Source organism: Streptomyces sp. NPDC043876 (assembly GCF_056435825.1).
On the sequence record NZ_JBWKDV010000002.1, the window covers coordinates 491504 to 516155 of the forward strand.

Annotated in this window: 18 protein-coding genes; 8 read left to right on the forward strand and 10 right to left on the reverse strand. The window is 73.4% G+C overall.

What is annotated here, in order from left to right; genetic code table 11:
• Positions 1-127: 127 nt before the first annotated feature.
• The gene (locus tag AC0693_RS07330) at positions 128-1561 is read right to left on the reverse strand and encodes an MFS transporter (protein WP_469319428.1); all 1434 of its coding nucleotides are present in this window, start codon (positions 1559-1561) and stop codon (positions 128-130) included.
• A gap of 64 nt (positions 1562-1625) precedes the next feature.
• Here AC0693_RS07330 and dusB point away from each other — a divergent pair, with 64 nt between their 5' ends.
• The 4 genes from dusB (at position 1626) to AC0693_RS07350 (ending at position 7905) form a co-directional block, all read left to right on the forward strand.
• On the forward strand, positions 1626-2768 hold the full coding sequence (dusB, locus tag AC0693_RS07335) for a tRNA dihydrouridine synthase DusB (RefSeq protein ID WP_468463323.1): 1143 nt from the start codon (positions 1626-1628) through the stop codon (positions 2766-2768).
• Between the two features lie 376 nt (positions 2769-3144).
• A complete protein-coding gene (ppdK, locus tag AC0693_RS07340; protein ID WP_356410067.1) occupies positions 3145-5856 on the forward strand; it encodes a pyruvate, phosphate dikinase in 2712 nt (903 codons plus the stop codon).
• A gap of 464 nt (positions 5857-6320) precedes the next feature.
• A complete protein-coding gene (locus AC0693_RS07345) occupies positions 6321-7319 on the forward strand; it encodes an ArsR/SmtB family transcription factor (protein ID WP_469335896.1) in 999 nt (332 codons plus the stop codon).
• 169 nt (positions 7320-7488) lie between these two features.
• On the forward strand, positions 7489-7905 hold the full coding sequence (locus tag AC0693_RS07350; RefSeq protein ID WP_469319431.1) for a VOC family protein: 417 nt from the start codon (positions 7489-7491) through the stop codon (positions 7903-7905).
• Here the strand turns inward: AC0693_RS07350 and nirD are convergent.
• Genes nirD through AC0693_RS07365 form a run of 3 tightly spaced genes read right to left on the reverse strand, consistent with a single transcriptional unit; the run spans position 7902 to position 12045 of the window.
• Complete coding sequence (gene nirD, locus AC0693_RS07355; protein ID WP_478801199.1) at positions 7902-8252, reverse strand: nitrite reductase small subunit NirD; 351 nt, start codon at positions 8250-8252, stop codon at positions 7902-7904. The genes AC0693_RS07350 and nirD overlap by 4 nt on opposite strands.
• Positions 8249-10789 carry a nitrite reductase large subunit NirB gene (gene nirB / locus AC0693_RS07360; protein ID WP_478801200.1) on the reverse strand — a complete coding sequence of 847 codons (2541 nt, stop codon included), beginning with the start codon at positions 10787-10789 and terminating at the stop codon, positions 8249-8251. The genes nirD and nirB overlap by 4 nt, the downstream gene beginning before the upstream one ends.
• Before the next feature lie 2 nt (positions 10790-10791).
• Positions 10792-12045 (reverse strand): NAD(P)/FAD-dependent oxidoreductase, encoded by a 1254-nt coding sequence (locus AC0693_RS07365; protein WP_469319433.1) that lies wholly within the window; start codon positions 12043-12045, stop codon positions 10792-10794.
• A gap of 238 nt (positions 12046-12283) precedes the next feature.
• On the opposite strand from AC0693_RS07365, the gene AC0693_RS07370 reads away from it, so the two are divergent.
• On the forward strand, positions 12284-13063 hold the full coding sequence (locus tag AC0693_RS07370; RefSeq protein WP_469335894.1) for a sulfite exporter TauE/SafE family protein: 780 nt from the start codon (positions 12284-12286) through the stop codon (positions 13061-13063).
• On the opposite strand, the gene AC0693_RS07375 is transcribed toward AC0693_RS07370, so the two are convergent.
• Together AC0693_RS07375 and AC0693_RS07380 are read right to left on the reverse strand one after the other, a co-directional pair.
• Complete coding sequence (locus tag AC0693_RS07375) at positions 13035-13640, reverse strand: class F sortase (RefSeq protein ID WP_478801356.1); 606 nt, start codon at positions 13638-13640, stop codon at positions 13035-13037. The two genes, AC0693_RS07370 and AC0693_RS07375, sit on opposite strands and share 29 nt — an antisense overlap.
• Before the next feature lie 392 nt (positions 13641-14032).
• Positions 14033-14575 (reverse strand): hypothetical protein, encoded by a 543-nt coding sequence (locus AC0693_RS07380; RefSeq protein ID WP_469335890.1) that lies wholly within the window; start codon positions 14573-14575, stop codon positions 14033-14035.
• A 332-nt stretch (positions 14576-14907) separates the two neighbouring features.
• Between AC0693_RS07380 and AC0693_RS07385 the strand changes: the two genes are divergently transcribed.
• Positions 14908-15411 (forward strand): gamma-glutamylcyclotransferase family protein, encoded by a 504-nt coding sequence (locus AC0693_RS07385; protein ID WP_478741190.1) that lies wholly within the window; start codon positions 14908-14910, stop codon positions 15409-15411.
• 15 nt (positions 15412-15426) lie between these two features.
• Here the strand turns inward: AC0693_RS07385 and dnaG are convergent, their stop codons facing one another.
• From dnaG to AC0693_RS07405, 4 genes are all read right to left on the reverse strand, one after another.
• A complete protein-coding gene (gene dnaG, locus AC0693_RS07390) occupies positions 15427-17355 on the reverse strand; it encodes a DNA primase (RefSeq protein WP_478801201.1) in 1929 nt (642 codons plus the stop codon).
• Between the two features lie 83 nt (positions 17356-17438).
• Positions 17439-18719 carry an NAD(P)/FAD-dependent oxidoreductase gene (locus AC0693_RS07395; RefSeq protein WP_469319439.1) on the reverse strand — a complete coding sequence of 427 codons (1281 nt, stop codon included), beginning with the start codon at positions 18717-18719 and terminating at the stop codon, positions 17439-17441.
• A 93-nt stretch (positions 18720-18812) separates the two neighbouring features.
• Entirely contained in the window at positions 18813-20138 is a 1326-nt protein-coding gene (locus AC0693_RS07400) for a deoxyguanosinetriphosphate triphosphohydrolase (protein WP_468463330.1), read from the reverse strand.
• 113 nt (positions 20139-20251) lie between these two features.
• A complete protein-coding gene (locus AC0693_RS07405; RefSeq protein WP_478801202.1) occupies positions 20252-21013 on the reverse strand; it encodes a sirohydrochlorin chelatase in 762 nt (253 codons plus the stop codon).
• 421 nt (positions 21014-21434) lie between these two features.
• Here AC0693_RS07405 and AC0693_RS07410 point away from each other — a divergent pair, with 421 nt between their 5' ends.
• Complete coding sequence (locus tag AC0693_RS07410) at positions 21435-22049, forward strand: SanA/YdcF family protein (RefSeq protein ID WP_478801357.1); 615 nt, start codon at positions 21435-21437, stop codon at positions 22047-22049.
• Positions 22050-22395: 346 nt separating this feature from the next.
• Positions 22396-24645: a molybdopterin oxidoreductase family protein gene (locus AC0693_RS07415; protein ID WP_478801358.1), complete on the forward strand. Its 2250-nt coding sequence runs from the start codon at positions 22396-22398 to the stop codon at positions 24643-24645.
• The last annotated feature ends 7 nt before the right edge of the window (positions 24646-24652 follow it).

Consider the following 24652-nt stretch of genomic DNA (forward strand, 5'->3'; position numbering starts at 1 on the left):
GGCTGACAGATTTCAATATCTGTCAGTCGCCATCACCCGTTCGAGGGCATGCCGAAGGGGCGCGGTGTGGGGCGAACCCAGGGCCCGGGACGCGTCCCGCACCGCCGACACTCGTCAGGAAGCCGGATCAGGAAGCCGGGACCTTCTCCAGGGTCCGGGCGGTCCGCACGGCCGTGGCGCGCGCCCATGAGCCGCTGGTCAACAGGCCCACGACCAGGACGGCGAACCCGCAGGCCGTGATGATCCACCAGGCGGGGCGCGCGGCGTCGGCGAAGCCCGTGGCGCTGTAGCCGTGTCCGCCCAGCCCGGCCGCCAGGACCGCGCCGATCACCGCGACCCCCAGGGTGCCGCCGGTCTGCCGGCTGGTCGAGGCGACCGCGGCCGCCACCCCCGCCTGCGCGCGCGGCATCCCGGAGACGGCCGTGTTGGTGATCGGCGCGTTGACCATGCCGAAGCCGAGCCCGAAGAGCACGTAGGCGGTGAAGAGCAGGGAGGTGGAGGCCGGAGCGTCGAAGGCGGCGAACAGCAGCCCGCTCGCGGCCATCGTGACCCCGGCGACCAGCAGCGGCAGCCGGGGCCCGCGCGCGGCCACCAGGCGCCCCGACAGCGGGGCGAAGAGGAAGGTCAGCGCGGCCATGGGGAGCATGTAGAGCCCGGCGTGCAGGGCGTTCAGCCCGCGCACCTCCTGGAGGTACAGCGTGTTGAGGAAGAGGAACCCCGACAGCGCGGCGAAGGCGCTGACGGCGATCACGGTCGCTCCGCTGAAGGGCGCGCTCCGGAAGAACCGGGGGTCGATCAGCGGTTCGGGCCGCCGGGGCTCGTAGACGAGCAGCCCGGCCAGCGAGGCGATCGCGAGCGCCGCGCAGCCCAGGATCAGCGGCGAGGTCCAACCTGCGTCGGGCGCCTCGATGATCCCGTAGGTCAGCGAGCCCAGCAGTGCCATGACGAGGAGCTGGCCCACCGGATCGGGCCGGCGCGGCCGCTCGGCGCGCGATTCGGGCACGTAGCGCAGGGTCAGGACCAGCGCGAGGATCCCGACGGGGAGGTTGACCCAGAAGATCGACCGCCAGCCGACCGAGTCGACGAGCAGCCCGCCGATCAGCGGGCCCGCGGCCATGGAGATGCCGACGACACCGCCCCAGACGCCGATGGCGCGGGCGCGTTCCTTCGGGTCGGTGAAGGTGTTGGTGATGATCGACATCGCGACCGGGTTGAGCATCGAGCCGCCGACCGCCTGGATCATCCGGAAGGCGATCAGCCACGACAGGCCGGGAGCCACCGAGCACAGCAGCGAACCGAGGGTGAAGAGGACGAGGCCCGCCGTGAAGACCTTGCGGCGGCCGATCCGGTCACCGGTCGACCCCGCCAGCATCAGCAGCGAGGCGAGGACCAGGGTGTACGCGTCGATCGTCCACTGCATCCCGGCCACGGTGGCGCCCAGCTCGCGGCGCATGGAGGGGAGGGCGACGTTCAGGACCGTGTTGTCGAGGCTGACGATCAGCAGGCTCATGCAGCAGATGGCCAGGATCAGGAGGCGGCGCCTGGGGCTCAAGTCGTGCATGGCGCCGATAGTACGCCTAACTAAACATATGCGGGACGCGGCGCGGCTTTGCGACAATGGGGGGATGACCACGCTCCCTCCGCCCCTTGCGATCGGCCCGCACACCGTGCAGCCCCCGGTGGTGCTCGCGCCGATGGCCGGCATCACGAATGCTCCGTTCCGCACCCTCTGCCGCGAGTTCTCCGGCGGGAAGGGGCTGTTCGTGAGCGAAATGATCACGACGCGCGCGCTGGTCGAGCGCAACGAGAAGACCATGCAGCTGATCCACTTCGACGAGAGCGAGAAGCCCCGCTCGATCCAGCTGTACGGAGTCGACCCCGGCACGGTCGGCAAGGCGGTCCGCATGATCGTCGAAGAGGACCGCGCCGACCACATCGACCTGAACTTCGGCTGCCCCGTCCCCAAGGTGACCCGCAAGGGCGGCGGCTCGGCCCTCCCCTACAAGCGGCACCTGCTGCGCGCGATCCTGCGCGAGGCGGTCGCGGGCGCCGGCGACCTGCCGGTGACGATGAAGATGCGCAAGGGCATCAACGACGACCACCTCACCTACCTCGACGCGGGCCGCATCGCCGTCGAGGAGGGCATCACCGCCATCGCGCTGCACGGGCGCACGACCGCCCAGCACTACGGCGGCACCGCCGACTGGGACGCCATCGCGCGCCTCAAGGAGCACGTGCCGGAGATCCCGGTGCTGGGCAACGGCGACATCTGGTGCGCCGAGGACGCGCTGCGGATGGTCCGCGAGACCGGCTGCGACGGCGTGGTGGTCGGGCGCGGCTGCCTGGGGCGGCCCTGGCTGTTCAACGACCTGGTGGCGGCCTTCGAGGGGCGGCCCGAGGACTTCCACAAGCCGACGCTGCGCGAGGTCGCGGCCACCATGCTCCGGCACGCGCAGCTGCTGGGGGAGTGGATCGGCGACGAGGCGCGCGGGGTGATCGACTTCCGTAAGCACGTGGCCTGGTACACCAAGGGGTTCTCGGTGGGATCGGAGATGCGGCAGAAGCTGGCCGTCTCCTCGTCCCTGGCCGAGCTGGACGCTCATCTGAGCGAGCTGGACCTGGACCAGCCCTGGCCGGACAGTGCGGACGGTCCGCGGGGCCGGACGTCCGGAAACAACCGGGTTGTCCTGCCCGAAGGCTGGTTGAAGGATCCCTACGACTGCGCCGGGGTGAGCGAGGAAGCCGAGTCGGACACGTCCGGAGGCTGAGAAAAAGGCCTTCCGGGGCCCTGTGGGCGGCGTGAGATACGCCACGCATGGGTGGGGTTGCGCTCAGATGAGCGCCAACATCACGGCTAAGATTCTCAAAGGGTGGCACTGGGTGCCACCCTTTGAGCGTTCAAGACGTGAACGCAAATGGATCGATGATCGCTCATCCGAGCACGAACACGCCGCCCGGAGCCCTCTTCGCTTCGGGATGTGAAGGCTCTTCGTAGGTTCCAGCTACCCGCGAGTCACTTTCGATGTCCTGGCGCACGAGTGGTTACGGCCATGTGACCGCCAAGTGGACGTACCTATAAGCCTTCGATCTGGGTATGTTCCTGGCCGTCAGGGCAGCCACCGAGTCCTCGAGGAGTCGAGACCCGTGTCGGAAAACAAAGATCAGAAGTTCGTTTACGACTTCACCGAGGGCAACCGGGACCTCAAGGACCTTCTCGGCGGCAAGGGGGCCAACCTCGCCGAGATGACGAACCTGGGCCTCCCCGTCCCGCCCGGCTTCACCATCACCACCGAGGCCTGCAAGGTCTACCTGGAGAGCGGCGACGCCCCCGTGGCCCTGCGCGACGAGGTGAGCGCCCACCTGGACGCCCTCGAGGCGAAGATGGGCAAGAAGCTCGGTCAGTCGGACGACCCGCTGCTGGTCTCCGTCCGGTCCGGCGCGAAGTTCTCCATGCCCGGCATGATGGACACGGTCCTCAACATCGGCCTGTCCGACGCGTCGGTCCAGGGCCTCGCCGCGCAGGCGGGCAACGACCGCTTCGCCTGGGACTCGTACCGCCGGCTCATCCAGATGTTCGGCAAGACGGTCCTCGGCGTCGACGGCGAGCTGTTCGAGGACGCCCTCGACGCGGCCAAGGCCGCCAAGAAGGTCACCGTCGACACCGACCTGGACGCCGCCGACCTCCAGAAGCTGGTCGCGCGCTTCAAGGAGATCGTCGCCGAGGAGGCCGGCCGGGAGTTCCCGCAGGACGCCCGCGAGCAGATGGACCTCGCCGTCGAGGCCGTCTTCAACTCCTGGAACACCGACCGCGCCAAGCTCTACCGCCGCCAGGAGCGCATCCCGAGCGACCTGGGCACCGCGGTCAACATCTGCTCCATGGTCTTCGGCAACCTCGGCCCCGACTCGGGCACCGGCGTCGCCTTCACCCGCGACCCCGCCAGCGGCCACCAGGGCGTCTACGGCGACTACCTGCAGAACGCGCAGGGCGAGGACGTCGTCGCGGGCATCCGCAACACGGTCCCGCTCGCCGATCTGGAGTCGATCGACAAGACGTCGTACGACCAGCTCATGCAGATCATGGAGACCCTCGAAACGCACTACAAGGACCTGTGCGACATCGAGTTCACCATCGAGCGCGGCCAGCTGTGGATGCTCCAGACCCGTGTCGGCAAGCGCACCGCGGGCGCGGCCTTCCGGATCGCCACGCAGCTCGTCGACCAGGGCCTGATCGACGAGGCCGAGGCCCTCCAGCGGGTCAACGGCGCCCAGCTCGCGCAGCTCATGTTCCCGCGCTTCGACGAGGCGGCCGCCACGCAGCTGATCGGCCGCGGCATCGCCGCCTCCCCGGGCGCGGCCGTCGGCAAGGCCGTCTTCGACTCCTACACGGCCGTCAAGTGGTCCCGCTCCGGCGAGAAGGTCATCCTGATCCGCCGCGAGACCAACCCGGACGACCTGGACGGCATGATCGCCGCCGAGGGCATCCTGACCTCGCGCGGCGGCAAGACCTCACACGCGGCCGTCGTCGCCCGCGGCATGGGCAAGACCTGTGTCTGCGGCGCGGAGGAGCTTGAGGTCGACACCAAGCGCCGCCGGATGACCACCTCCTCCGGCGCGGTCGTCGAGGAGGGTGACGTCGTCTCCGTCGACGGCTCCACCGGCAAGGTGTACCTGGGCGAGGTACCCGTCGTACCGTCCCCGGTCGTCGAGTACTTCGAGGGCCGGATGCACGCGGGCGCCGACGACGCCGACGAACTGGTCTCCGCCGTGCACCGGATCATGGCGTACGCGGACCGGGTCCGCCGGCTGCGGGTGCGGGCGAACGCCGACAACGCGGAGGACGCGCTGCGCGCCCGCCGCTTCGGCGCCCAGGGCATCGGCCTGTGCCGCACGGAGCACATGTTCCTCGGTGAGCGCCGCGAGCTGGTCGAGCACCTGATCCTGGCGGACACCGACAAGGAGCGCGAGGAGGCACTCAGTGCCCTCCTGCCGCTCCAGAAGAAGGACTTCGTCGAGCTGTTCGAGGCGATGGACGGGCTCCCCGTGACGGTCCGCCTGCTCGACCCGCCGCTGCACGAGTTCCTGCCCGACATCACCGAGCTGTCGGTGCGCGTCGCCCTCGCCGAGTCCCGCAAGGACCACAACGAGAACGACCTGCGCCTGCTCCAGGCCGTGCACAAGCTGCACGAGCAGAACCCGATGCTGGGTCTGCGCGGTGTCCGTCTCGGCCTGGTCATCCCCGGTCTGTTCGCCATGCAGGTCCGGGCGATCGCCGAGGCCGCCGCCGAGCGCAAGAACGCCAAGGGCGACCCGCGCGCCGAGATCATGGTCCCGCTGGTGGGCACGGTCCAGGAGCTGGAGATCGTCCGCGAGGAGGCCGACCAGGTCATCGCCGAGGTCGAGGCCGCCACCGGCACCAGCCTGAAGCTGACCATCGGCACGATGATCGAGCTGCCGCGCGCCGCGCTGACCGCCGGTCAGATCGCCGAGGCGGCGCAGTTCTTCTCCTTCGGCACGAACGACCTGACCCAGACGGTGTGGGGCTTCTCCCGCGACGACGTCGAGGCCAGCTTCTTCACCGCCTACCTGGAGAAGGGCATCTTCGGGGTCTCCCCCTTCGAGACCATCGACAAGGACGGCGTCGGCGCGCTGGTCCGCAGCGCGGTCCTGGCGGGCCGCGAGACCCGCCCCGACCTCAAGCTCGGCGTCTGCGGCGAGCACGGCGGCGACCCCGAGTCGGTGCACTTCTTCCACGAGGTCGGCCTCGACTACGTCTCCTGCTCGCCCTTCCGGATCCCGGTGGCGCGCCTGGAGGCGGGCCGTGCCGCCGCCGAGTCGAAGGGCAGCGACAGCCGCTGACCCACCCACGGCGGGTCCGCCGTACCGCGCGCTCCCCGCGCGCGGTACGCGCCCACCCGCCCCACAGACCGCGCCTGCCCCGGGTTCCCTGACGCCCTGGGGTGGGCGCGCCTGTGTGTGCAGAAGCGCGCGGTGAAGAAGCGCCGGGCGAAGAAGCACATTGTTCAACGACTCTTTACGTCAGCAGGCGGTGGACGGATCCCCACCCGTCCACCGCCTGCTGACAATCTGCCGGACACGTCGGCGCTTCCCGGTGCGACCGACCGCCAGGCCCCGCAAAGCCCCCCACGGCCTTCGCGGAGCGTTTCGGTCGCGCCGGAGTGTGCCCGGCGGAGTACAGGATTTCGGTTGTCACACCCCCGCCGAAAGGGGTTTCAACTGTGGCCGAAAGGGCGTGGTGACGTCGTGTGACGGCATGCATACTCATGGGGCGGGGGGATTGCGGTTGCACAGGTGGGGGTTCGGTGCTTCGTATCCATTTCACTGGAGTGGACCTGGCACGCGTACGGATGGCAGGGCGTCCCGATGCGTTGTGGGAAACGATTCTCAGTTTTCACCGTTTAAGGGACCGGCGTGATGTCCGGTTGTTCGGTGAATGGCGTACAACAACGCGGAGCAGGTTGAATAGTGAAACACGTTTGCTCGGTGCGCTCATACCGAGTCGCGGCTATTTCCCCGATTTCCTGACCCCGGTCGAGGGTCAGTACGGGTGGGACACGGGGCTCGACGCGCTGCGCGGGATCAGGCCCGAGCGGATGCGCCGGGAGCTGCTCGTGCTGGGCCGGGGAGCGCCGCCCTCGCCGCGGCTGCGGGAGTTCGCCGACGACACGCCCCGGCACCTGCCGCGGCTCATGGACGAGCTGCGCGGGTACCACCGGGCGGCCGTGGAGCCGTACTGGACGCACATCCAGGCCCAGATCGAGGCCGAACGGGCGGCCAGGGGCCGCGCGCTGCTGGACGGCGGCGCGGACGAGCTGCTCGCCTCGCTGCCGCCGATGCTGCGGTGGCGGGCGCCGGTGCTGGAGTGCGACTACCCGGTGGACCGGGACGTCCGGCTGCGCGGACGCGGGCTGCTCCTGCAGCCCTCGTTCTTCTGCCGGCGCACCGCGGTGACCCTGCACGACCCGGAACTGCCCCCCGTCCTGGTCTATCCGGCGGCGGCGCAGCTCGCCTCGGCCCAGACCGGCGGCGAGGCGGCCCGGCCCGTGGAGGAGCAGCGCCAGCGGACCCTGGGCAAGCTGGTCGGGCACACCCGCTCGGTGGTCCTGCGGGCGATCGGCGACGGGGCGACGACCAGCGAACTGGCCCGCCGGGCCGGGGTGTCGCTGGCCTCGGCGAGCCAGCACGCGTGCGTGATGCGGGAGGCGGGCCTGGTGACGACCCTGCGCCGGGGGAGCGCCGTGCTGCACACGGTGACCCCGCTCGGCGCCGCCCTCCTGAAGGGCGGCGCGGTGGCCTCGTGACGGCTTCCGGGGACCCTGCGGGGTCCCCGGAAGCCCGGCGCCGGCGCACGGCGAAAAGTTTTTCCGCACGAGCGATGAGTTTCCGCGGGACCCGCGGTCTACCCCTCGCAAGCACCGGACACCGCTCCACGGGGGGCGGGACGGCGGCACGAAGAGAAGCGAGCCCGAGATGTCAACGATGATTTTCGTCAACCTGCCGGTCAAGGACCTGGACGCCAGCAAGGCGTTCTGGACGAAGCTCGGCTACACCTTCAACGGCCAGTTCAGCGACGAGAACGGCGCCTGCATGGTCATCAGCGACACCATCGCCGCGATGCTGCTGACCGAGGCCCGGTTCAAGGACTTCACGCACAAGGCCGTGACCGACACGGCCACCAGCACCGAGGTGCTGCTGTGTCTGAGCGCCGAGAGCCGCGCCGCCGTCGACGAGCTGGTCGACGGAGCCCTCGGGGCGGGCGGCACCGAGCCGCGCGCCGCCCAGGACCACGGCTTCATGTACGGCCGGGCCTTCGAGGACCTCGACGGCCACACCTGGGAGATCATGTGGATGGACCCGGCGGCCGTCCAGGGCCCGGACGCCGCCTAGGCGACCGCTGCCGGAGCCGAGGTCGCGGCGGTCCGTACCGGATACGTCCGGACCGCCACCTCCTCGTCGTCCAGGCACCGCCCCGTCGCCAGGTCGAAGCGCTGCTTGAGCAGCGGCGACGCCACGAACGCCCGGCCCTCCACGCACCCCACCAGCCCACGCGAGAGCACCTGCGCCCCGGTGAAGGGGTCCTGGTTGCCGATGGCGTACGTACGCCCTGCGCGGTCGACGAACACCGCGGCCTGGGTGCCGTCCGGCAGCAGGGCCGCGACCCCGCGCCCCGGGGTGAGCGCGGTGAACTCGCACACCGTCAGCCAGCCTTCGGTCACCTGCAGTTCGACGGTCATCGGGTGCCTCCCAGGGGTTCGAGGGTCAAGAAGGTCAGGTCGGGCTTGACCTGGTCGCGTTCCGCGACGAACTTCACGGTCGGGTCGGGGGCGCCGGGCGCGTTGACGAAGGACACGAACCGCCGCAGCCGCTCGGGGTCCTCCAGCGTCTCGGCCCATTCGTCCCGGTAGTGCGCCACGTGGTCGGCCATCAGCGATTCCAGCTCCCCGCACAGCCCGAGCGAGTCGTGGACGACCACGTCCCGCAGGTGCTCCAGGCCGCCCTCCAGCCGCTCCAGCCAGGCGGAAGTGCGCTCCAGCCGGTCGGCGGTGCGGATGTAGAACATCAGGAACCGGTCGATGAGGCGGACCAGTTCGGCGTCGGACAGGTCCTGGGCCAGCAGGTCGGCGTGGCGCGGGGTGGCCCCGCCGTTGCCGCCGACGTACAGGTTCCAGCCGCTCGCGGTGGCGATCACCCCGAAGTCCTTGCTCTGCGCCTCCGCGCATTCGCGGGCGCAGCCGGACACCGCCGACTTCAGCTTGTGGGGGGCGCGCAGGCCCCGGTAGCGCAGCTCCAGGTCGATGGCCATGCGCACGCTGTCCTGGACGCCGTAGCGGCACCAGGTCTGCCCCACGCAGGACTTCACCGTGCGCAGCGCCTTGCCGTAGGCGTGTCCGGACTCGAAGCCGGCCTCGACCAGGCGGGCCCAGATGTGCGGGAGCTGGTCGACGCGGGCACCGAAGAGGTCGATGCGCTGGCCCCCGGTGATCTTCGTGTAGAGGCCGAAGTCGCGGGCCACCTCACCGATCACGATCAGCTTGTCGGGGGTGATCTCGCCGCCGGGGATGCGGGGGACGACCGAGTACGAGCCGTTGCGCTGGAGGTTCGCGAGGAAGTGGTCGTTGGTGTCCTGGAGCGCGGCCTGCTCCCCGGCCAGGACGTAACCGGGCGCGCCCACCGTCGGGGCGAGCGAGGCGATGATCGATCCGACGGTCGGCTTGCAGACCTCGCAGCCGTCGCCGCCGCGCGCCGCCTCCCGGCCGTGGCTGTCGAGCAGATCGGCGTAGGAGGTCACGCGCAGGGTGCGGACGATCTCGTACAGCTCGGCACGGGTGTACGGGAAGCAGGCGCAGAGCCCCGTCTCGGCGGGGGCCGGGAGCAGCTGGCCGATCACCTTGACGCAGCTGCCGCAGCCGGTGCCCGCCTTGGTGCACTTCTTGACCTCGGGCAGGGTCGCGCAGGCGGTGATGGCCTTCTTGGTGACGTTGTGGCAGGAGCAGATGACCGCGTCGTCGGGCAGCGAGGCCGGTCCGAGCTGGGCCGCGGACCCGATGCCGGCGGGCAGCACCAGCTGCTCGGGCGCGGCGGGCGGCACGCTGCCGGTGAGCGGCCGCAGCAGCCCGTAGGAGTCGGCGTCGCCGACGAGGACCCCGCCGAGCAGGACGCCGTCGGGGGAGACGACGAGCTTCTTGTAGATGCCGGAGCGGGAGTCGGAGTACACGACGTCGAGGCAGCCGGGGGTGGCGCCGTGCGCGTCGCCGAAGGAGGCCACGTCCACGCCGAGGAGCTTGAGCTTGGTGGAGAGGTCGGCTCCGGTGAACTCCTTGGCGCGGCCCAGCAGGTCCTCGGCGGCGGTCTCGGCCATCTCGTAGCCGGGTGCGACCAGGCCGTAGACCCGGCCGTCGGTGGCCAGGGCGCATTCGCCGATCGCGTAGACGTGCGGGTCGGAGGTGCGGCAGTGCGCGTCGACGGCGATGCCGCCGCGCTCGCCGACCTCCAGCCCGGCGGCGCGGGCCAGCTGGTCGCGGGGGCGGACCCCGGCGGAGAAGACGACGAGCTCGGTGTCGACCGAGGAGCCGTCGGAGAGCGCCATGCCGCTGACGGAGCCGTCGGCTCCGGTGAGCACCTCCTGGGTGCCGACACCGGTGTGCACGGTCAGGCCCATCGATTCGATGGTGCGCAGCAGGGCCGCGCCGCCGCCCTCGTCGATCTGCGCCGGCATCAGCCGGGGCGCGAACTCCACGATCCGGGTGGCCAGTCCGAGCCCCTGGAGCGCGCCGGCCGCCTCCAGGCCCAGCAGGCCGCCGCCGATGACCGCGCCGTGGGTGCGGCCCTCGGCGTACGCCTCGATCGCGAGGAGGTCCTCGATGGTGCGGTAGACGAAGCAGCCGGGGGCGTCCTTGCCGGGGACGGGCGGCACGAAGGGGTAGCTGCCGGTCGCCAGGACCAGGACGTCGTACGGGAAGACCTGCCCGGAGCGGGAGGTGACCGTGCGCGCCGCCCGGTCGATGTGCTCGGCCGGGTCGTCGAGGTGCAGCTCGATCCCGTGCTCGGCCATGAAGCCGTCGGGGGTCAGCGACAGGTCCTCGGCGGTGCTGCCGGAGAAGAACGAGGTGAGGTGGACCCGGTCGTAGGCGGGGCGCGGCTCCTCGCAGAGCACGGTGATCCGGTGGGTGGCCGTCGCGCCGCGCTCGGCGAGCGCTTCGAGGTAGCGCTGGCCGACCATCCCGTGCCCGATGAGCACGATGGTGGGGGTGGGCGTCGTGGATGCGGCCATGATCAGGAGCCTCCGTCGTCGGTGAGCAGGTGGGAGAGGTCGTCGTGCGCGCGCAGGGGTTCGTCGCCCTCCCAGCTGCGGGCGAGGGCGCCCACGGTGGAGAGTTCGCCGAGCAGGACCCCGCCGACCAGCCGGTCGCCGCGGACGACGACCTTGCGGTAGGTGCGCCGGGTGGCGTCCGAGAGCCGGAGCACGTCGTCCCCGGGCAGCGGGGTGGTCTCGCCGAAGGCGGCGAGGTCCAGCGGGCGCGGGCCGGAGGAGAGGGTGAGGCGGGTGAGGGCGCGGGTGCCGGTGTAGTCCGGCTTCCCGGAGCCGGCGGGGGCGCCGCCGGTGAGGAGGGCGGCGAGGGCGTCGGCCTGTTCCAGCGCGGGCCCGGCCAGCCCGTACACGCGGCCCGCGTGCTCCGCGCAGTCGCCGATGGCGTGGATCCGCGGATCGCTCGTGCGCAGCGCGTCGTCGACCACGACGCCCTTGCGCACGGCGAGCCCGGCGGCCTGGGCCAGGCCGGTGCGCGGGCGCACCCCGCAGGCCAGGACGACGAGGTCGGCGTCCAGGTGGAGGCCGACGGCGAGGTCGACGCCCGTGACCCGACGGCCGGCGCCCTCGGCCCGGGTGGTCAGGCCGCGCACCCGGCACTCGGTGTGGATCTCGACGCCGAGTTCACCGAGGTGGGCGTGGAGCAGGGCCGAGGCGTCCTCGTCGAGCTGGCGCTCCATCAGCCGGGTGCCCTGCTGGGCGAGCACCACCCGCACGCCGCGTTCGGCCAGCGCGCGGGCGGCGGAGACCCCGAGCAGGCCGCCGCCGATGACCACGGCGTTCAGGCCGGGGCGGGCGGTGACGGCGCGGTCCAGGGCGAGGCAGTCGTCCATGGTGCGGAAGGCGTGCACCCCGTCCGGGAGATCCCTGCCGTCGGGCTCGAAGAGTCCGCGCAGGGGCGGCAGCACCGGGTTGGATCCGGTGGCCAGGACCAGGACGTCGTAGCCGTGCGCGCCGCCGTCGTCGCAGTGGACCGTCCGGTCGGCGCGGTCGACGCGGACCGCCCGCACGCCCCGGCGCAGCACCGGGCCGGGGGCGGGCAGGGCGGTCACTTCGGGGGCGTAGCGGCCCGCGAGGACCTCGGCCAGCAGCACCCGGTTGTAGGGGACGTGCGGTTCCTCGCCGAGGACGGTCACCGCCGCGTCCCCGCCGAGCCGGGCTGCGAGCCGCAGGCCCGCGAGGCCGCCGCCGATCACCACCACACGCTGTTGCGAGGTCATGGCGTCAGCCTGCGCGCCCGCTGTTTCCCGGCCGCATCGCCGCTGTTTCCCTGACGGAACACGCATCTCAGCACGGGGAGGGAGCGGGCGTGAGGCGGCGGACGGCGCGGGTGCGCGGGGGCGGCCGGGCCTGAGCGCGGGGGCGGCGGACCGGATTTCCGCTGGTCCAAGCTCAAACCTTGCGCAAGTTTCCCGGGATCGATGGCTCTTGCACCCACCGGATCCATAAGGTCGGGCCGTGCCTGACATATCAACGACGATGATCATCGTGCTCTGCGCGGCCGCGGCCGCCGCGGGCTGGATCGACGCGGTGGTCGGTGGCGGCGGCCTGCTGCTCCTGCCCGCGCTGATGCTCGGCCTCCCGGCGAACGTACCGCTGACGCACGCCCTCGGGACCAACAAGGCGGTGGCCATCGTCGGCACCACGGGCGCGGCGGTGACGTACGCCCGCAAGGCCCCCGTCGACGTGGGCATCGCGGTCCGCATCGGCCTGGCCGCGATGGCCGGTGCCGCGGGCGGGGCCCTGCTCGCGGGAGCGTTCAGCAAGGACACGATGCGTCCGGTGATCATGGTGGTCCTGCTGCTGGTCGCCGCGTTCGTGATCTTCCGCCCCGGCTTCGGCGCGGCCCCCGCCACCGGCCCCGTCAGCCGTCGTCGCATCGTCGCCGCGATCGGGCTGGCCGGTCTCGGCATCGGCTTCTACGACGGCCTGATCGGACCCGGCACCGGCACCTTCCTCGTCCTCGCGCTGACCGCGCTGCTCCACCTCGACCTGGTCACCGCCTCGGCGACCGCGAAGATCGTGAACGTCGGCACCAACGCCGGGGCGCTCGCCGTCTTCGCCTCCAAGGGGGAGGTGCTGTGGCAGCTGGCCGCGCTGATGGCCGCCTTCAACCTGATCGGCGGGATGGCGGGCGCCCGCATGGCGCTGAAGAAGGGCAGCGGGTTCGTCCGGGTCGTGCTGCTGACGGTGGTGTCCGCGCTGGTCGTCAAGCTGGGTCTGGAGCAGTGGGGCTGAGCGTGGCGGGCGCTGCGCGCACGCCGGTGAGGTGGGCGAAGACCACCACGTTGCCCTGGTAGCCGGTGCGCGGCGAGAAGGCGCCGCCGCAGGTGATCACCCGCAGTTCGGCGCGCGGCGCGGGCCCGTAGACCAGCCGGTCCGGGAAGCGGTCGGCGTCGTAGACCTCCACCGCGTGCACGGTGAAGACGGCGGTACGTCCGTCCGCGCGGGTCACCTCGATCAGCGCCCCGCGGCGCAGCGCGCCCAGCCGGTAGAAGACCGCCGGGCCGGTGGCCGTGTCGACGTGCCCGGCGATGACCGCGGTGCCGACGGCGCCGGGGGTGGTGCCGTCGCGGTACCAGCCGGCCAGGTCGCGCCGGGCGGCCGGCGGGGCCGCCAGGCTGCCGTCGGCCTCCAGGCCGAGCCCGGTCAGTGGGGCGTCCACCTGGATGGCGGGGATCCGGATCCGCCGGGGCGGGGAGCCGGGGAGGGGGTCGGCGCCCCCGTGGTCGACGGGCTCGGCGGTCAGGGAGTCCGCGGCGGAGGGCCGGGGCGGATGGACCGGTTCGGCGGAGCCGCTGGTGACCAGCCAGATGCCGACGCAGGCGGCGAGCGCGACGAGGCCGCCGCGACCGGCTCCGGTTCCGCCGCCGCGGGCCGCGCCGGGGGGCGCGAGGCGCCGGTGGTGCGGGTTCGGGGGGTGCGGGGGATGCGGGGGGTGGTCGGGATCGGAGCCGGGGCCCGGGCCCGGGCTCGGGCCCGGGCTCGGGCCGGGGCCCGGGGTGGGGTGACGGTGGTGGCCGGAGGTGCGCATGCGTGCCCCCTTGCTGCCTGTGGTGCGGGTGGTTCCTCTGGTCCGGGATGGTTCCTCTGGGGTGGGGGAGGGTGGCCGTCGCCCGGCCCCGCGAACGGGGGGGACCTCGCGGGGCGGGCGACGGCGTGGCGGTACCGGCCGGACCGCGGCAGGGGGGCCGCGGTGGGCGTCCGTCAGCTCCGCGTGCCGCTCGCCCGGCGACGCAGGAGCCAGGTACCGCCGACGGCGGTCACGGCCAGGACTGCCGCTCCCGCCGCGATCTTGGTGGGGTCGGCGGTCGTCGTCGTACCGCCGCCCACCCCCGTCCGGACGTGGCCCTGCGGGCCGCGCTCGGTGACGACCAGGTCGCCCGTGGCGAACCTGCCGTCCGCGCAGGTCGCGCCGATCGCGTAGGTCCCGGGCGCGGTGGTGCGCGCGACGCGGAACTGTCCCACCACCACCTCCTCGTGGGTGCCCGGCGCCAGCGTGAACCGGCCGCCGCCCACCGTCGTCGCGTCTCCCTCGGCGCGGCCGCCGCGTCCGCAGGCGGGGGTGTTCACGGTGACGGTGGCGCCCGGGACGGCCGACTTGGGCCAGACCTCCAGCGGTGCGAAGTCCCCGGGCGCGAAGCTCCCCACGCCGAAGTCCGCGGCGGCCACCGCTCCCGCGACCGGACCGGCGAAGGCGACGGCGGTCAGCGCGGTGGCGGTGAGCACGTGGGCGGTGCGTCGGCGCATGGGGGCTCTCCTGGGAAGCGGGGTCGTGATCCGAGGTAAGCCCGGGTGCGCGCGGGCCGCCTCCTGATGGAATGTCAGATTCCGGTCGTGCTCGGGCGTGTCCCGCCATCAGGGCACGTCAGGGCGGGTCCGCGGCCATCCGGGTACCCCCGCCCCGTCCGGGTGATGCACGAGCGACCGCCCGGCCCCGATGCCCGGCCGGGCACGCGCGCCGGCATGGATACGGGGGAGGGGACCGCCGGGTCGGGGGACGTGCGTACGGTGGTCCGGGCGCGTGGAAGTCCTGGGAACGCGCGCCCGTGCCGAACCGTTGAATGCGAGGGGGCCCGCCGATGACACCGCCCGACCGGACAGCACAGCCGCAGTCGCAGCCGCTCGGGTGCGGGGAAGCCGCTCGGGGAGCCGCGCCGCCGTCGCGCGAGGACGAGGAACTGCCCTTCTTCGTCTACGGCACGCTGCGCCCCGGCGAGGTCAACCACGACGCCTTCCTGCGCGGACGCACCCGCTGCGAGGAGCCCGCCCTGCTCCCGGACGCGCTGCTCTACGACGGCCCGGGCTACCCGTACGCCGTCCCGTGCCCGGGGGCGCGGACGGCCGGGGAGCTGGTGGCCGCGGCGCCGGGGCAGTACGCGAGGCTGCTGGCGGAGCTGGACCGGCTGGAGGAGTACCACGGGCCCGCGAGCCCGCTGAACCTCTACGAACGGGTCCGCCGCACCGTCCTGCGCCCCGACGGCACCACCACCCCGGCCTGGGTCTATCTGGCCGCCCCGGCACTGGCCGCGGCCCTGGCCCGGTCGGGCACGCCGATACCGGACGGCGACTGGCTGCGCCGGTAGGCGGTCAGGACCGGGTCACAGGCCCTCGGCGCCACGGTTGCGCAGGCGCTGGCCGTACTGCTGGAGCACCCACAGCTCTTCCTGGACGGCCGCGAGCTGCTCGGCCGGGGCGTTCGGGCCCAGCCGGGCCAGGGTGCCCTGGATGTCGTGGATCCGGCGGTCGACCGCGCGCAGCCGGACCTGCACCAGCTGGACCCCGGCGTAGATCTCGTCCACCGTCTTGGCGTGGATGGCCTCGACGGCCAGCTCGGTGACCAGGGCGCGCACGGTGTCGTTGGGAGCCGCCGCGCGGACCCGGGCGAGGTAGTCGTCCGTGTCCTGGGAGGCGCCGCCCGCGTCCTGAATGGCCTGGCGGACCGCCGCGTACGGCGGGGCGGTGAACTCGTCGGGCCCGTAGGCGTCGAAGGCCGGGGACACCAGGGCCGGGCGCTGCAGGGCCAGCTTGAGCAGTTCGCGCTCGGTGCGGTGGGCCGGGCTGCGCAGGTTCAGCGCGGGGCCGGGGGCGTGCGCGGCCGGCTGCGGGGCGCCCTGCTCGTGGGCGGGCCGGGTCCGGCCGCCCTGCTGCTGACCGCCCTGGCCCTGTCCCGGACCGGGGCGGCCGCCCCGGTCGCGGGCCCAGCGGGCCACCTGGGAGACGCGCTTGACCACGAACTGCTCGTCGCGGATGCCGAGCATCCCCGCGAGCTGGACCGCCGACTCGTGCTGGATGGCGATGTTCTTGATGGCGGCGACCACCGGGGCCGCCTCGTCGAGCGCGGCCGCGCGGCCCGCCGGGTTCTCCAGGTTGTGCCGGGCGACCATCTGCCGCAGCGCGAACTCGAACAGGGGGGTGCGGGAGGCCACCAGCGCGGCCACGGCCGCGTCGCCCTCGGCGAGCCGCAGGTCGCAGGGGTCCATGCCGCCGGGCGTGATCGCGATCGAGGTTTCGGCGGCGAACTTCTGGTCGTCCTCGAAGGCCCGCAGGGCGGCCTTCTGGCCGGCCGCGTCACCGTCGAAGGTGAAGATCACCTCGGCGGTGGCGTTGTCCATCAGCAGGCGGCGCAGGATCTTGATGTGGTCCGCGCCGAAGGCCGTGCCGCAGGTCGCGAGCGCGGTGGTGACCCCGGCCAGGTGGCAGGCCATGACATCGGTGTAGCCCTCGACGACGACCGCGCTGGAGGTCTTCGCGATCTCCTTCTTGGCGAGGTCGATGCCGTAGAGGACCTGGGACTTCTTGTAGATGGGGGTCTCGGGCGTGTTCAGGTACTTGGGCCCGTTGTCGTCGTCGCGCAGCTTGCGCGCACCGAAACCGACCACTTCGCCGGTGATGTCCCGGATGGGCCACATGAGGCGGCCGCGGAAGCGGTCGATGGGCTTCCCGCTGCGGCTGTCCTGGGACAGGCCGGAGAGGATCAGTTCCTTGTCGGTGAAGCCCTTGCCGCGCAGGAAGCGGGTGAGGTGGTCCCAGCCGGCCGGGCTGTAGCCCACGCCGAAGTGCGCGGCCGCCGCCTGGTCGAAGCCGCGCGAGGCCAGGAACTTCCGGCCGATCTCCGCCTCGGGGCCGTCCAGCTGGTCGACGTAGAACTGGGCCGCGGCCTTGTTCGCCTCGACCAGCCGGATGCGCTCGCCGCGGCCGCTCTGACCGGGGGTGTAGCCGCCCTCTTCGTACCGCAGGGTGATGCCGGCGGTGCCCGCCAGCCGCTCGACCGCCTCCGAGAAGGAGAGGTGGTCGATCTTCATGATGAAGTCGAGGGTGTCCCCGCCCGCCTGGCAGCCGAAGCAGTGGTAGAGCCCCTTGCTCGGGCTGACCTGGAAGGAGGGGGACTTCTCGTCGTGGAAGGGGCACAGGCCCTTGAGGTTGCCGCCGCCCGCGTTGCGGAGCTGGAGGTACTCGGACACGACGGCGTCGATCGGGACCGCGTCCCGGACCGCCTTCACATCGTCGTCGTTGATCCTGCCTGCCACGCGTGAAGTCTACGGCCGGGCTCGGACAATCCCGCCCGCCGCCCTCCCCTTCCCGCGGGCCCCCTCCGACCGGGGCCCGCGGGTCACCCGGCGGCCTCCCCGGAGGGGACCAGCGAGGCCAGCGGAACGCTCGGGTCCGCCAGGGCGTCGCGGTCCACCGCCACCCCGGCGCGGATCAGGGCCTGGATGGGCTCCGTGACGTCCCACACGTTCACGTTCATGCCGGCCAGTACCCGGCCCCCGGCCAGCCAGAAGGCGATGAACTCCCGCTTGGCCAGGTCCCCGCGGATCACGACCTGGTCGTAGGCGCCGGGCGGGGCGTACCCCGAGTACTCCAGGCCCACGTCGTACTGGTCGGAGAAGAAGTAGGGGACCCGGTCGTACGAGACCTCCTGGCCCAGCATGGCCCGCGCCGCCGCCGGCCCGCCGTTGAGCGCGTTCGCCCAGTGCTCCACCCGCAGCCGGGTCCCCATCAGCGGATGGTGGGCGGCGGCCACGTCGCCCGCGGCGAAGATGTCCGGGTCGGAGGTGCGCAGCGAGGCGTCCACCGCGATGCCGCCCCCGTGCTCCCGGTCGATCAGGGCGAGCCCGGAGGTCTCGGCGAGCGCGGTGCGCGGCGCGGCGCCGATCGCGGCGAGCACCGCGTGCGCCGGGTGCTCCTCGCCGTCGTCGGTGTGCGCGGCCAGCACCATGCCGTCCCGGCCGCTGATCTCGGTCAGGCGGCCGCCGAAGTGGAAGCGGACGCCGTGCGCGCTGTGCAGGTCGGCGAAGACCCGCCCCAGCTCCGGGCCGAGCACCGCGTGCAGCGGGGTGGCCTCCGGTTCCACGATGGTGACCTCGGCGCCGTAGCCGCGGGCGGCGGCCGCGACCTCCAGGCCGATCCAGCCCGCCCCGGCGATCAGCAGGTGGCCGTTCTCCCGGCCCAGCGTGGCCAGCACCCCGCGCAGCCGCTCCGCGTGGGCGAGGCGGCGCAGGTGGTAGACCCCGGCGAGATCGGTGCCCGGGATGTCGAGCCGGCGCGGCTCGGAGCCGGTGGCCAGCAGCAGCCGGTCGTAGTGCACCACGGTGCCGTCGCCGAGGGTCACCTTCTTCGCCTCGCGGTCCAGCTGGACCGCGGGCTGCCCGAGGTGGAGTTCGACGTCCGCACGCGCGTACCAGGAGGGCTCGTGCACGAAGACGCTCTCGCGCTCCTCCTTGCCCGCGAGGTACCCCTTGGACAGGGGTGGCCGTTCATAGGGATGGTCGCGCTCGTCGCCGATCAGGATGACCCGGCCGGTGAACCCTTCCGACCTCAGCGTTTCGGCCGCTTTCGCTCCGGCCAGCCCTCCGCCGACGATGACAAACGTCCGGTGTGCGTCGACCACCTGATGCCTCCTCATAACCTCTCCGCCACATGCGACCACATGCGAGCGTCCCGCACTGAGCCTGCCGCGTGAAGGGGGAGTGGCCCGATCGGCTCACCTCCCGGCGCGTCGCGGGGGCAGCGCGAGGCGCGCGTGGAGGGAGCGGGCGGCGGCGTCCGTGAGGCAGGCGATCTGGTCGATGACCGCGCGTTTGCGGGCCTTGTCGTCCGGCGCGGCGTCGAAGATCGCCCGGAACTGGGGGTCCAGCCCTTCCGGGGCGCGGGCGCTCAGCGCCTCGGCGAGTTCGGCCAGGACGATGCGCTGGTCGGCCCGCAGGCGCTCCTGTTCGTCGCGCTGCATCACGTACAGGTCCGCGACCGCCTTGAGGACGGCGCACTCGTTGCGGGCCTCGCGGGGGACCACCAGCTCGGCGGCGTACCGGGTGAGGCGGCCGGTGCCGTACGCCGCGCGGGTGGCGCCTTCCGCGGCCAGGCAGAAGCGGCCGATCAGCTGGCTCGTGGCGTCCTTGAGGCGGGCCTGGGCGACCGCGGAGCCGTCGTAGCCGTGCGGCCACCACTCCTGTTCCATCAAACGGTCGAGGGCGGCGCGCAGTTCCCCGGGGTCGGTGTCCGCCGGGACGTAGCGCCCGATGGCGACCCGCCAGATCTCGTCCCGCTCCGGCTCGGCGAAGAGCATGTTGGGGTCGAGGTGGCCCGCGTGCAGTCCGTCCTCGAAGTCGTGGACGGAGTACGCCACGTCGTCCGCCCAGTCCATCACCTGGGCCTCGAAGCACTTGCGGTCGGCGGGCGCCCCGCGCCGCAGCCACTCGAAGACCGGCAGGTCGTCCTCGTAGGCGCCGAACTTCACCGAGCCGGGGTCGGTGGGGTGGTCGCCGCGCGCCCACGGGTACTTGGTGGCGGCGTCGAGGCAGGCCCGGGTGAGGTTGAGGCCCACGCTCACCAGCTCGCCGGTGTCCGGATGCGGGGCGAACCGCTTGGGCTCCAGGCGCGTCAGCAGGCGCAGCGACTGGGCGTTGCCCTCGAAGCCGCCGCAGTCCTTGGCGAACTCGTTGAGCGCTTCCTCGCCGTTGTGCCCGAAGGGCGGGTGGCCCATGTCGTGCGAGAGGCAGGCGGCCTCGACGAGGTCGGGGTCGCAGCCCAGCGCCCAGCCCAGCTCCCGGCCGACCTGGGCGCATTCGAGGGAGTGCGTGAGCCGGGTGCGGGGGCTGGCGTCCCAGTCGTAGGAACGGGAGCCGGGGGTGACCACCTGGGTCTTCCCGGCGAGGCGGCGCAGGGCGGCGGAATGCAGCACCCGGGCGCGGTCGCGCTGGAAGGCGGTGCGGCCCGGACGTTTGTCGGGCTCGGTCGCCCAGCGCTCGGTCGCGTCCGGATCGTACGACGCGGGTGACGGGACGGGTGCGGTGCTGTCCATGCCTTCCATGCTCAGACGTTAACCGGAGCGACCGACAATCGGAGCAATCCGAACCCGCTCCGGACGAACTCCGATGACGGGCGCAGCGGCCGGCACCGCTCGTTCGCCGGAGCGGCGCCGCCCTACGCGGGGGCGAGTTCCCGCTGGTCCGGGTGGCCGGACCGGTGTCCGGGGGCGGGGTGCGCGCGATCCGCGGACCGCGCGGCCAGGGCGGCGTCGTAGCGCTGGAGGACGAGCCGGGCGAGCGCCGGGTGGGCGCCGAGCGGATCGGCGGCGGCGCCGGGGGCGGCCGCCGCGCACTGGGCGGCGAACCGGCCCGGTGCGGTGAAGTACGAGGCCACGGCGGCCCGGTGGTGGCCCCGGGCGGCGAGGGCGCGCAGGGCCTCGGGCACGCTCGGCGCCGCGGCCGAGGCGTAGGCGGCGACGACGGGCACCCCGCCGAGCCGTTCGGAGAGCAGGGCGGCGGTGCGGCGGGTGTCGGCGGCCGAGTCCGGGTCGCGGGATCCGGCGGAGGCGAGGACGGCGGCGGTGCCCGGGGTCCAGCCCGCTTCGAGGAGCCGCTCGCGCAGGACCTCGACGAGCAGGGGGTGCGGGCCGAGCGGGGCCGCGACGCGCACGCGCAGGTGGGGAGCGCGCGCGGCGGCTGCCGGCAGGTCGTGCTTGACGTGGTGGCCGCGGCCGAGGAGCAGCGGTACGAGCACGGCCGCGCCCGGATCCAGCGCGGCGAGCGCGGTGTCCAGCAGGGGTTCGTTCAGCTCGATGTGGCCGAGCCGGACCCGCAGCCGGGGGCGCAGCTCGCGGACGCGGTCGAGCAGGGCCGAGACGGTGGCCAGGGCGCGGGGGTCGCGGCTGCCGTGGGCCACGGCGACGAGGGTGGGCTGCATGCGGGGTCTCCGTGGGGCCGGTGCGGGAGGACCAGGGGAGGGAGGGCCGGGGGAGGGGAAGCCGGGAGGGCGGGGCCGGTCCGCGGCCCGGGAGGAATCGTTTCGGGTGGGCGCGGGATCCGCCGTGCTCCGATGGTGGCGGGCGCAGGTTGCCGTGTCGTTGCGCGGGCGTGACGGACGTTTTCCGGCTGCTCACCCGCTCATTCGTACGAGTGAAAGGCGGGGCGGAAGGAACTGCGGGACCGCTCCGGTTCGTCAATCCGTGCGAACGGTGTGGATGGCGCGGGTACAGGGGTGCAAGGGGGGATGGGTCATGGGGTTCAGGGCGAGGCTCGGTTCGGGGCTCACGTCGAGGGTGCGGTCCCTGCGGGGGCCGGGGTGGGGGACGGTGCGGGGGCGGCGCCGGGCGGTCCGGGTGGTGATGCTCGGGTGCGTGCTCGCGCTGCTGCCCTCGGCGTGGACGCACGCGGCGGCCGGGGACCGGCTGCGCACGACGGCGGACACGCCCGCGGCGGAGGTGGCGGTGGTCTTCGGGGCGGGGCTGTGGGACGGGCAGCCGACCCCGTCTCTGGCGAACCGGCTGGACGCGGCCGCCGCGCTGTACCGCGCGGGCCGGGTCAAGGTGGTGCTGGTGACGGGCGACAACAGCCGCGTGGCGTACGACGAACCGGACGCGATGCGCGCCTACCTCACGCGCCACGGGGTGCCGGACGGGCGCATAGTGAGCGATTTCGCCGGCTTCGACACGTGGGACTCCTGCGTGCGGACCCGGGAGATCTTCGGGGTGCACCGGGCGGTGCTGATCAGCCAGGGCTTCCACATACGCCGGGCGGTGGCGCTGTGCGAGGCGGCGGGTGTCGAGTCGTACGGAGTGGGCGTCGACCAGGCGCACGACGTGACCTGGTACTACGGCGGCGTCCGCGAGGTGTTCGCCTCGGGCAAGGCCGCGCTGGACGCGGTGTTCAAGCCGCAGCCGCGCTTCCTGGGACCCAAGGAGGAAGGAGTGGCGCGCGCCCTGGCCGCCCTGCCTAACTGACGCGCTCGGCACGGGGCACACTCGGCACGGGGCGCGCTTGGCACAGGGCACGCTTGGCACGCACGGGTCCACCTCACCGGGTGGTGGACCGGGCGCTGAGGTCGTCGTACCGGGCGCGTAACGGGGAGCGGCGGCCCGCGTAACAGCCCCGGCGCAGGGTGGCCGTATGCACCCTCGGGACGTCGCCCCAACCACCACTGCCACCTCGGCCGGCACCGGCAGCACCGCCGGTACCGGCACCGGCACCGGCTCCGGTTCCGGCACCGCGGCCGACGGCACGGCCGCCGCCGGGGCCACCGCCCCCGCCGTCGCCACGCACTGCCCGTACTGCGCCCTGCAGTGCGGCATGAACCTCCGCCCCGGGCCGGGGCCGGAGGGCGGGGGCATGACGGTGGCGGTGGAGGAGCGTACGGACTTCCCCGTGAACCGGGGCGCGCTGTGCGGCAAGGGCCGCACCGCACCCGCCGTGCTCTCCTCCCGGGTGCGCCTGACCCAGCCGCTCATCCGCACCCACGCCGGGCAGCTGGAGCCGGCCACCTGGGAGGAGGCCCTCGACGCGGTCGCCGAGGGTCTGGCCCGCACGGGCCGCGACCACGGGCCGGACGCGGTCGGGGTGTTCGGGGGCGGTGGGCTCACCAACGAGAAGGCGTACGCGCTCGGCAAGTTCGCCCGGGTCGCCCTGCGGACCTCGCAGATCGACTACAACGGCCGCTTCTGCATGTCCTCGGCCGCAGCCGCCCACCAGCGCGCCTTCGGCCTCGACCGGGGGCTGCCCTTCCCCCTGGAGGACATCCCGCGCACCGGATGCGTGATCCTCGTCGGCTCCAACCTCGCCGAGACCATGCCGCCCGCACTGCGCTACCTCACCGAGCTGAAGGAGAACGGCGGCACGCTGATCGTCATCGACCCGCGCCGCACCCGCACCGCCGACCAGGCCGACCTGCACCTCGCCCCCCGACCCGGCACCGACCTCGCGCTCGCCCTCGGCCTGCTGCACCTCGTGGTCGCGGAAGGGCGCACCGACGAGGAGTTCATCGCCTCCCGCACCACCGGCTGGCCCGAAGCCCGGGCCGCCGCCATGGCGCACTGGCCGGAACTGGTGGAAAGCCTCACCGGCGTGCCGGTGCCCCGGCTGCGCGAGGCGGTGCGGATGTTCTGCGCCCCGGAATCCGCCATGGTGCTCACCGCCCGCGGGCCCGAGCAGCAGTCCAAGGGCACGGACACCGTCGGCGCGTGGATCAACCTGTGCCTCGCGACGGGGCGCGCGGGCCGCCCGTACTCCGGTTACGGCTGCCTCACCGGCCAGGGCAACGGCCAGGGCGGCCGCGAGCACGGCCAGAAGGCGGACCAGCTCCCCGGCTACCGCAAGCTCACCGACCCGGCCGCCCGGGCGCACGTCGCCGGCGTGTGGGGGGTCGACCCGGACAGCCTGCCCGGCCCGGGGCGCAGTGCGTACGAACTCCTCGACGCGCTGGGCACCGATGTCCGGGCCCTGCTCCTCATGGGCTCGAACCCGGTGGTCTCCGCCCCGCGCGCCGCCCACATCGAGGAACGGATCCGCTCGCTGGACTTCCTGGCCGTCGCCGACGTGGTCCTGTCGGAGACGGCTGCCCTGGCGGACGTGGTCCTGCCGGTCACCCAGTGGGCGGAGGAGAGCGGCACCACCACGAACCTGGAGGGGCGCGTCCTGCTGCGCCGCCAGGCCCTCACCCCGCCGCCGGGGGTGCGCAGCGACCTGCACGTCCTGCACGGGCTGGCGCGCCGGCTGGGCCTGGAGAAGGGGTTCCCCACCGACCCCGAAGAGGTCTTCGAGGAACTCCGCCGCGCCTCGGCCGGCGGCCCGGCCGACTACTCGGGCATCTCTTACGCCCGCATCGAAGCGGAACAGGGCGTCTTCTGGCCCTGCCCGGCGCCCCTGCCCGAGCCGGGGGCGGCACCCGCGCCCGGCTCGGCACCCGCGCCGGGGAAGGCCGCCGCGCCGGTGCCGGCCCCCGCCCCCGGGACCCCCGGGGCCCCCGGGACCGCCCCCGGGCCGACGCCCACCCCCGGGCCGACGGCCGCGCCCGGCACGGCCCCCGCTCCCGGGCTCCCCGGGACCGCCCCCGCCCCGCACCCCGGGACGCCGCGGCTGTTCCTCGACCGGTTCGCCACCGAGGACGGGCGGGCCCGGTTCGTCGCCGTCTCGCACCGCCCGGCCGCCGAGGTGCCCGACGCGGAGTACCCGGTCCTGCTCACCACCGGGCGGGTGGTGGCCCAGTACCAGTCGGGGGCGCAGACCCGGCGGGTGGACGAACTGAACGCCGCCGCCCCCGGCCCCTTCGTCGAACTGCACCCCCGGCTCGCGGCCCGCGTCGGCGCGCGCGAGGGCCGTCCCCTGGCCGTGGTCTCCCGCCGCGGCCGGGTGGTCGTCCCGGCCCGCATCACGGACACCATCCGCGCGGACACGGTCTTCATGCCCTTCCACTGGCCCGGCGAAGGCCGCGCCAACACCCTCACCCAGGCGGCCCTGGACCCCGTCTCCCGCATGCCGGAGTTCAAGGTGTGCGCGGTCCGCCTGGAACCCCTCACCCCGCCGACGGGACCGCAGGAGGCCTGAGGCGCCA

What these genes read in the sequence shown, in the direction of transcription:
- AC0693_RS07330 (WP_469319428.1), bottom strand. Translation starts at nt 1,561, where the DNA reads ATGCACGACTTGAGCCCCAGGCGCCGCCTCCTGATCCTGGCCATCTGC.
- dusB (WP_468463323.1), top strand. Translation starts at nt 1,626, where the DNA reads ATGACCACGCTCCCTCCGCCCCTTGCGATCGGCCCGCACACCGTGCAG.
- AC0693_RS07350 (WP_469319431.1), top strand. Translation starts at nt 7,489, where the DNA reads ATGTCAACGATGATTTTCGTCAACCTGCCGGTCAAGGACCTGGACGCC.
- nirD (WP_478801199.1), bottom strand. Translation starts at nt 8,252, where the DNA reads ATGACCGTCGAACTGCAGGTGACCGAAGGCTGGCTGACGGTGTGCGAG.
- nirB (WP_478801200.1), bottom strand. Translation starts at nt 10,789, where the DNA reads ATGGCCGCATCCACGACGCCCACCCCCACCATCGTGCTCATCGGGCAC.
- AC0693_RS07365 (WP_469319433.1), bottom strand. Translation starts at nt 12,045, where the DNA reads ATGACCTCGCAACAGCGTGTGGTGGTGATCGGCGGCGGCCTCGCGGGC.
- AC0693_RS07380 (WP_469335890.1), bottom strand. Translation starts at nt 14,575, where the DNA reads ATGCGCCGACGCACCGCCCACGTGCTCACCGCCACCGCGCTGACCGCC.
- AC0693_RS07385 (WP_478741190.1), top strand. Translation starts at nt 14,908, where the DNA reads ATGACACCGCCCGACCGGACAGCACAGCCGCAGTCGCAGCCGCTCGGG.
- AC0693_RS07400 (WP_468463330.1), bottom strand. Translation starts at nt 20,138, where the DNA reads ATGGAAGGCATGGACAGCACCGCACCCGTCCCGTCACCCGCGTCGTAC.
- AC0693_RS07405 (WP_478801202.1), bottom strand. Translation starts at nt 21,013, where the DNA reads ATGCAGCCCACCCTCGTCGCCGTGGCCCACGGCAGCCGCGACCCCCGC.
- AC0693_RS07410 (WP_478801357.1), top strand. Translation starts at nt 21,435, where the DNA reads ATGCTCGGGTGCGTGCTCGCGCTGCTGCCCTCGGCGTGGACGCACGCG.
- AC0693_RS07415 (WP_478801358.1), top strand. Translation starts at nt 22,396, where the DNA reads ATGAACCTCCGCCCCGGGCCGGGGCCGGAGGGCGGGGGCATGACGGTG.